This is a genomic window from Sinomonas sp. (genome assembly GCF_036848755.1).
Taxonomy (GTDB): Bacteria; Actinomycetota; Actinomycetes; order Actinomycetales; family Micrococcaceae; genus Sinomonas.
In genome coordinates this window covers 1-4,902 of sequence record NZ_DAIUJO010000095.1, presented here as the reverse complement: position 1 = coordinate 4,902, position 4,902 = coordinate 1, and the positions used below count along the sequence as shown (strand labels likewise).

The 4,902-nt window shown below is 67.8% G+C and carries 7 protein-coding genes and 1 tRNA gene; 3 read left to right on the top strand and 5 right to left on the bottom strand.

The window, feature by feature from the left end; all coding sequences use genetic code 11:
• Positions 1 to 30 precede the first annotated feature (30 nt).
• Together V7053_RS14210 and V7053_RS14205 are read left to right on the top strand one after the other, a co-directional pair.
• Positions 31 to 660, top strand: coding sequence for a DNA-3-methyladenine glycosylase I (locus V7053_RS14210; RefSeq protein ID WP_334172928.1), 630 nt, complete (start codon positions 31 to 33; stop codon positions 658 to 660).
• Positions 660 to 1,574 carry a DNA-3-methyladenine glycosylase family protein gene (locus V7053_RS14205; protein WP_334172940.1) on the top strand — a complete coding sequence of 305 codons (915 nt, stop codon included), beginning with the start codon at positions 660 to 662 and terminating at the stop codon, positions 1,572 to 1,574. The genes V7053_RS14210 and V7053_RS14205 overlap by 1 nt, the downstream gene beginning before the upstream one ends.
• On the opposite strand, the gene surE is transcribed toward V7053_RS14205, so the two are convergent.
• Together surE and V7053_RS14195 are read right to left on the bottom strand one after the other, a co-directional pair.
• Positions 1,571 to 2,404, bottom strand: coding sequence for a 5'/3'-nucleotidase SurE (gene surE, locus V7053_RS14200; protein ID WP_334172927.1), 834 nt, complete (start codon positions 2,402 to 2,404; stop codon positions 1,571 to 1,573). The genes V7053_RS14205 and surE overlap by 4 nt on opposite strands.
• The gene (locus V7053_RS14195; protein WP_334172926.1) at positions 2,401 to 3,423 is read right to left on the bottom strand and encodes a PfkB family carbohydrate kinase; all 1,023 of its coding nucleotides are present in this window, start codon (positions 3,421 to 3,423) and stop codon (positions 2,401 to 2,403) included. The genes surE and V7053_RS14195 overlap by 4 nt, the downstream gene beginning before the upstream one ends.
• Positions 3,424 to 3,573: 150 nt before the next feature.
• Here V7053_RS14195 and V7053_RS14190 point away from each other — a divergent pair.
• Positions 3,574 to 3,660, top strand: a tRNA-Ser gene (locus tag V7053_RS14190).
• Positions 3,661 to 3,861: 201 nt separating this feature from the next.
• On the opposite strand, the gene V7053_RS14185 is transcribed toward V7053_RS14190, so the two are convergent.
• The 3 genes from V7053_RS14185 to V7053_RS14175 all read right to left on the bottom strand — a co-directional run.
• Positions 3,862 to 4,038: a hypothetical protein gene (locus V7053_RS14185; RefSeq protein ID WP_334172925.1), complete on the bottom strand. Its 177-nt coding sequence runs from the start codon at positions 4,036 to 4,038 to the stop codon at positions 3,862 to 3,864.
• Positions 4,039 to 4,232: 194 nt separating this feature from the next.
• Complete coding sequence (locus V7053_RS14180) at positions 4,233 to 4,442, bottom strand: hypothetical protein (RefSeq protein ID WP_334172924.1); 210 nt, start codon at positions 4,440 to 4,442, stop codon at positions 4,233 to 4,235.
• Positions 4,439 to 4,902 (bottom strand): hypothetical protein (locus V7053_RS14175; protein WP_334172923.1); only part of this gene is annotated, 464 nt, incomplete at its 5' end. The genes V7053_RS14175 and V7053_RS14180, both read right to left, overlap by 4 nt.

Sequence of the window (4,902 nt, the reverse complement as noted above, 5' to 3'; positions counted from 1 at the left end):
CGATCTGGAACGAAGGGAACCTGAGGCACGATGAGCGAAGCAAGAGTCGAGTCGGCGAATGCCGCTCCGCTGGGCGCAGCCGTGGTCGGCGAGGATGGACTGGCTCGCCCAGTTTGGGCCAGCACTGACGCCCTGCTGCGGGAGTACTACGACACCGAGTGGGGTATGCCGGTCCGCGACGAGCAGGGGCTGTTCGAGCGCATCAGCCTCGAGGGTTTCCAAGCGGGGCTCTCGTGGGCGACGATCCTTCGGAAACGCCCCGCTTTCCGAGACGCGTTCGCCCAGTTCGATCCGGAAGTCGTCGCCGCGTTCACCGACGATGACGTCGAGAGGCTCATGTTCAACGAAGGGATCATCCGGAATCGTGCCAAGATCCAGGCGACGATCCGCAATGCCCAAGCGACGCTCGGCCTTCGGGAGGAAGGGGGGCTCGTGGATTTCGTCTGGTCGTTCCGGCCGGAGTCCACTCCCGCTCCTCGGTCGCTCGCCGAGATCCCGTCGAGCTCGCCCGAATCGATCGCACTGTCGAAGGCCCTCCGCAAGAAGGGCTTCTCCTTCGTCGGGCCGACCACGATGTTCGCCCTCATGGAGGCAGTGGGGATGATCGACACCCACCTCGTCGACAGCCACCGCCGCGGCACCTCAGGCGTCTGGGCGTGATGCAGGCAACCGGTGCTGCCGACGGAACCACCTACCGGGTGCGGCTCGACGCCGTCGGTGGTCTCGAGACCGGTGCGGTGCTGGGCAGCCTTGCGGCCCACACCGTGCCGGCGGCGGAACGGACGGATCTGCCTTCGCGAACGCACTCCCGGCTCGTTCTCGGCCCGCGGGGTCCGCGTCGTGTGAACCTCCGTTTCGACGACGGCGGGATTGATCTCGAAGTCAAAACCGGTCCCGAAGTCAAGGAGCGGGGCGGAGTCGATCACGCCGAGCTCACAGCTCTGGCTGACACCGTGCGAGTCTGGTTCGACCTCGACACCGACCTTCAGCCGGTCCGTGACATCCTCAGCCCGGATCCGGTGCTCGCACCTCTCGTGGCTGCGCGCCCGGAACTCCGAGTGATCGGCACCCCTGACAGATTCCAGAGCGCCGTAACGACCGTTCTCGGTCAACAGGTCTCCCTCGCCGCGGGAAGAACCTTCGCCGGCCGTCTGGTCGAGGCCTACGGCGGCCCTGCCGTGGGCGGCCTCCGCTGCTTCCCGCGGGCGGGGGCGCTCGCGGAGGCGGACGCTGCAGAGCTCCGCGCCGCAGTCGGACTCACGTCTGCCCGTGCTCGGACCGTGCTCGCACTCGCCCACGCGTGGCGCGCGTCGGAGGACGGATCGAACGCCATGCCCTCGCGCGGTGAGCTTCTGGCGGTCTCCGGAGTCGGCTCATGGACCGTCGATTATCTCTCCGTTCGATTCGGCGACAGGGACGCCTTCACCCCTAGCGATCTCGTGCTGCGGCGCGCCCTCGGCGGAATCACGGCGAAGGACGCGACCGAGCGCGCAGCAGGTTGGAGCCCCTACCGCGCGTACGCTCTCATGCATCTGTGGACGCACACGGCCTATGCCAAGGCGCCCGCCCACTAGCCCTGGCCAGCCGGTTCTCGCTCGTCCTCCCCGGCGCCCCCGCGGCTCTCCCCGCGGGTTGCGCGGTCGGGCAGTGCGCCTCTGAGGGCCGCCGTGTTGATGGCCTGAAGCGCGGTGACCGGTGCGAACCCCTCGGCGAGTAGCGCAAAGTCCGTTCCCTCCTCTGCGACTTCCTCCGTATCAGAGATCGACAGCCGAACATGCTGCTGACCGCGCTCGGCCAGGACAGTCTGAACGATGCCGAAGGACGCAAGGGACGCCTCGCGGTAGAAGGGAGTCCCCGGGCGATTCGGCACGTTGAGGTTCAGCACGGTGCCGACCGGGTGCTCCAACAGGAAATCCATAAGCCCCATGGCGGCCTCGGCGGCAACTGCCCACTCGAAGTGTTCGGGGTTGATGCCCGTGTCGAGTGAGACGGCGAGCGCCCGTGCCCCGTTCGATCCGGCCGTGAGCGCGGCACCGACCGTTCCCGAGTGCAGAATGACGCTTCCGACGTTGGCTCCGCGGTTGACCCCCGAGAGGACTATCCCGGGGACGGGGCCGAAGGCTCCGTGGGACGCGATCATCGAGATGAACCCCGGCGTGCCGTGCACGGCGAATGCCTCGACGCCGGGCAGTCCGGGGATCTCACGTCGCTCGATCCGGATCCGTCCTTCGTCCTCGACCGCCGTGATCGAGGCGCTGCTGCCGCTCGCCTCACGGGCTGGGGCCGCGACGATGACGTCGAAGCCGTGATCGCGAGCGTGGGCGGCGAGAGTGTGGAGCCCTGGCGAGTGGATGCCGTCGTCGTTCGTGACGAGCACCGTGGGCGCCGCGTTCGCCTGAGTCATTGGACCCTCGCCTTCCGTGCCAGATCCTCGGGGCTGGCCTGCTCAACCGGGCCAGTCTGTGTCCCCTCCTCGAAGGGCACGACCTGGATGAGTGCAGCGAGCCGGCGGATACCGTCGGCATCGCCGCTGCCCAGACCATGCCGGGTGACGTTGTTGGCGCCTGCGGACGCGCCGAGGACGACGGCAGTCTGGAGACTGTCTCCGGCAGCAAGTGCTGCCGCGATCGCGCCTGTCATCGAATCTCCGGCGCCGTGCTCGTCGACGACTTGGAGCTCGGGGACTCTGATTTCCGAGACGTCGTCTCCGTCCAGCAGCAGCGCGGGAAGTGCACCCCTCGTGAGCACGACAGCTGCTGCACCGTCAGCGGCCATGGAGCGCATGCCCTGGACCAGTTCGTCGGGATCGTCGCTCTCCGCTCTTCCACTTGCGATCAGCTCGTTGTCGGCCACCTTCACGAGGGCGAGACCGCCGGAGATCGCGGCCTCGAGCCGGTCCCCCGAGAGATCGGCGATGACGCGGCAACCACCGGAGCGGAGGTCTGCTGCGAGCCGGCGGTACATGTCCACGGGCACGGCGTCGTCGCGCGGCGCGCCGCTCAGGATCGCAGTCTTGGCGAGGAGTCCTTCTCGAAGCACGAGTGCGTGCAGTTCGTCGAGCTCGTGGCGTGAGAGGCGGTCTCCCGGGGCCGCAGCGATCTCGTCCCGGCGGCCCGCGCGCCTGTCGTGGACGTAAGCGCTGCTGGCCGCGTGGCCGGCGACAGACCTCACGCGAAGACCCTCGTCCTCGAGCAGGTGGCCGATCACTCCCCCGGTCTCACCCGAGAGCAGCGCGCAGTATTCAACGCTGCTGCCCAGGAGCTTGGCCATCCGAGCCTGCCAAACCCCTTGTCCGCCCGCATGCAGGTGGATGTCCGGCGAGCCCTCGACCTCCTCGATCGTCACCGTGAGCGTCGGGGTCGGCGCGAAGACGACGACGTCGACAGGCGGGGCTTGGGCCGCTGGCTGTTGATCTGGTTCCATGGCTCCTCCTCCGGCAAGCGTGGTGAGCTCCCTCGGGGGCCGTATTACCCCCGAGGGCCAGGTTTACCCACGAGCGACGACGCCAATCATGCCCGCCCCAAGACGCCGGTTTGGAGTGCGGCGGGCATCCCGGTAGAGTAGATGCCTGCTGGTGGTGTGTCCGAGCGGCCGAAGGTGCATCACTCGAAATGATGTTTGGTGTAAAAGCCAACGGGGGTTCAAATCCCTCCACCACCGCCCAGCACGAAGGCCCCTGCTTCCCAGCAATCGCAAGGAAGCAGGGGCCTTCGTCGTGTCCGCCCCGGTCGCTGACTGCACATTCTCCACGGCATCGACACCGACTCGGCATAGCGCGCTGCCGCAGAAGAATTGTCCCGGGCATTAATCGCCTTCCGGGCAGGTCAAGGCCATAACACTATAGGGAAGGACCCCAGACGCCTACGAGCCTCCTGTGCCCTCGGTGTCCGGACCGCCAGCCTGGGGCGGGGCGTCGTCGGCCTTGAGTCCGCGCACCCAATTGATGAGCGGTTCGACAAACTCGTCCAGTTCTTCGTCCGTCATTTCCTCGACCGGCTTGCTGGGGCGTAGGTAGATACGCTCGCCACCTTCAGTCATGCACCAATTCTGCGCGCTCGAAGCTGGCCTCCACAAAGGTTTGGGCCAGCGCGACGAGCTGGCCACGCAGCGGCGGTAGGCGACGATAGCGGCTATCAGCTCCGGCCGCTCTATCTGCTGGGAGGGCGTGCCCCGGGCGCAGACCGCGAGGCAGCTGGACCTGTTGAGGAGACCGTTGGGCAAGCGGTCTGCCCTCAGCCCGCCAGCAGCTCCTGTTCGGGGTCCTCCCGACGGAGGGCATGGAGGTGCTCGACCAGCACCGTCTCTGGGTGATCGGGGTGCTCGAGCATGAGGCGGTTCAACCGGTCTCTGTGCTCTTCGGGCAACGCGGGCCATTCCATCGTCTCGCGGAGGATGCCGCGGACCTGGTCGCGGAGCGTCTTCTCCTCCGGGTGCGTCTTCACGGGTTCACGATAGTTTCCGGCAGTCCATTTCTGAGGTAGCCGGGCCCAGAATTCGCTGTGTCGCCGGTGCGGTACCGATAGGTGACGTTCTCGTCGTGGACGAGGAAGGTCTCTACGCCGCTGCGGGACCAGTGCAGCACGAGCAGGCCGTAGCGTTCGGCGAGCTTGACCAAGGTGGGGAAGTCGGCGACGTCGACCACTGCCCGCCCCGGTGGGGCGGCCATGGGGTGGACAGGCACGAGCAGGCTCGCCCAGCGGCGCTGGATCTGGGCTGCCTCGGCGCCCGGCTTCCGCCGCAGGGAGCCGAAGGCGAGGGCAGCCAGGGCAAGGAACGCCACGGCGAACGTCCAGACGGACAGGGGGCGCGCAGCCGCAGCGGTGAGCGAGAAGGATCCGAGGGCGAGGGCGCGCGGCGCCGCTGCCATCGCGGGAGCGGGGGTGTTCTGGGCGCTGAGGCCCG

Bases quoted from the DNA above. Each gene is read 5' to 3' on its own strand.
- V7053_RS14210 (WP_334172928.1), top strand. From the start codon at position 31: ATGAGCGAAGCAAGAGTCGAGTCGGCGAATGCCGCTCCGCTGGGCGCA.
- surE (WP_334172927.1), bottom strand. From the start codon at position 2,404: ATGACTCAGGCGAACGCGGCGCCCACGGTGCTCGTCACGAACGACGAC.
- V7053_RS14205 (WP_334172940.1), top strand. From the start codon at position 660: ATGCAGGCAACCGGTGCTGCCGACGGAACCACCTACCGGGTGCGGCTC.
- V7053_RS14195 (WP_334172926.1), bottom strand. From the start codon at position 3,423: ATGGAACCAGATCAACAGCCAGCGGCCCAAGCCCCGCCTGTCGACGTC.
- V7053_RS14185 (WP_334172925.1), bottom strand. From the start codon at position 4,038: ATGACTGAAGGTGGCGAGCGTATCTACCTACGCCCCAGCAAGCCGGTC.